This window comes from Gallintestinimicrobium propionicum (assembly GCF_025567525.1).
In the GTDB taxonomy this organism is placed as follows: domain Bacteria; phylum Bacillota; class Clostridia; order Lachnospirales; family Lachnospiraceae; genus Gallintestinimicrobium; species Gallintestinimicrobium propionicum.
Map to the genome: position 1 here is coordinate 4,066 of NZ_JAOQJY010000041.1, position 1,942 is coordinate 6,007.

Annotated in this window: 1 protein-coding gene and 2 pseudogenes; all 3 read left to right on the forward strand. The window is 51.5% G+C overall.

The window, feature by feature from the left end:
- A pseudogene (locus tag OCV62_RS17835) lies at window positions 1-798 on the forward strand (MobQ family relaxase); the annotation flags it as partial.
- 65 nt (window positions 799-863) lie between these two features.
- Window positions 864-1,508, forward strand: coding sequence for a CHC2 zinc finger domain-containing protein (locus OCV62_RS17840; RefSeq protein WP_009256569.1), 645 nt, complete (start codon window positions 864-866; stop codon window positions 1,506-1,508).
- Window positions 1,477-1,942 (forward strand): annotated as a pseudogene (locus OCV62_RS17845) (virulence-associated E family protein); the annotation flags it as partial. The gene OCV62_RS17840 and the pseudogene OCV62_RS17845, both read left to right, overlap by 32 nt.

A 1,942-nucleotide genomic window follows, 5' to 3' on the forward strand; every position in this document is an offset into this window, starting at 1 on the left:
CTGATGAAGTCCATCCGGCAGCTTATCCACAACCTCAAAGGCTGGATTGCCGAGCTGGGAGAAAAACGGAAGGAGTTGCTTGCACAAAAAGCGGCGGAGGAAGCGACACTTCTTCCCAATCTGCTGATGAAGTATATGGAGATACGAAAGGAAGAACGGAAGGACTGGACAAGGGCTGGACAGAACCGGGGGACTTCACAGGACTTAAAGGCAGTCAGCGAAGCCCTGTCCTATCTCCGGCAAAAGGGGCTTTCCACTGTGGAGGACTTAGAAGCATTTCTGGAATCTTCCGGGAAATCAGCCGCAGATTACCGCAATCAGATGAAGCCAAAGGAAGCCCGCAGCAAAGTGATTGACGGGATTCTTGCCAGCCGGACAGACTGCAAGGAATGTAAGCCTGTCTATGAGAAGTACCAGAAGATATTTTTTAAGAAAACAAAGGAGAAATTCAAACAGGAACACCCGGAGGTTGCCCGGTATGCGAAAGCCGCCGCCTACCTTGCCAAGCACCCGGACGATAAGGACAGTACCCAAAAGGAGCTGCAAGAGGAGCAGGAAACGCTTCTGGAAGAAATTGCAGCCCTGAAAATACCGCTGACCGAGGTACAGGAGGATTTGAAGAAGCTGCGGGACATTCGCTACTGGGTACGGAAAGCCACCCCCGGCACAGAAGAAAGCAAAGAGCCGCCCAAGAAACAGCCTATCAAAGAAGTCTTGCAGGATAAGGCAGACGAGAAAAAAGCACAAAGAACCGCCCCGGCACAGGCGAAACACAGACAACAGGATATGGAACTTTAACAGGCACTTGCCATTTTCAATCAGAGAATGTCAGGTGCTTTTCTTATTTTCAAGGAGGGATAGATTTGAATGTATTTGAAGCTGTGAAGCAGTCCGTCACAACAAGACAGGCTGCGGAGCATTATGGAATCCATGTAGGGCGGAACGGGATGGCTTGCTGCCCGTTCCATAATGATAAAACCCCAAGCATGAAGCTGGATCGGCGTTACCACTGCTTCGGCTGCGGTGCGGATGGGGATGTGATTGATTTTGTCGCCGCCCTGTATGGGCTGGGAAAGAAAGAAGCCGCCGTACAACTGGCAAATGACTTCGGGCTTTCTTATGAGGACTGGAAGCCGCCGGGAAAGGTAAAAAAGCCCAAGCCCCGGCAGAAATCCCCGGAGGAACAGTTTCAGGAAGCAAAGAACCGCTGCTTCCGTATCCTTGCCGATTATCTCCACCTGCTTAGGGCATGGAGAAAGGATTATGTCCCGCACTCCCCGGAGGAAGCCGTTCATCCCCGGTTTGTGGAAGCCTTACAGAAGCAAGCCCAAGTGGAATATCTGCTGGATGTGCTGCTGTTCGGGGAGACAGAGGAAAAAGCGGCTTTGATTACGGACTACGGAAAGGATGTGATACAGCTTGAACAACGAATGGCAGAGCTTGCAGCCGCAGACGCAGCAAGAACTAAAAAACACCATGAACGCTATGCAGCCGCCCCAGAGCATTGAGGAAATCAAGGCGGGGCTGGAAACTACCGAGAAAGGCGGTGTCCGTCAGAGCATACGGAACTGCCTGACCGTATTCCAGCGTGACCCGCTGCTTTCCGGGGCTATCGCATACAACATCCTGACTGACCGCAAGGACATCATAAAGCCCATTGGCTTCCACAGAGAAAGCACAGCCCTGAACGATACGGATATGAAGTATCTGCTTCTCTATCTGGAAGAAACCTATGGGCTTACCAATGAGAAAAAGATTGATAATGCCATCGGGATTGTGGCGAATGAAAACAAGTACCACCCCATCCGGGACTATCTCAATACCCTGGTGTGGGACGGGACAGAACGAATCCGCTTCTGTCTGCGGCACTTTCTGGGGGCTGACGCAGACGATTACACCTATGAAGCGTTGAAGCTGTTCCTGCTGGGTGCAATCTCACGAG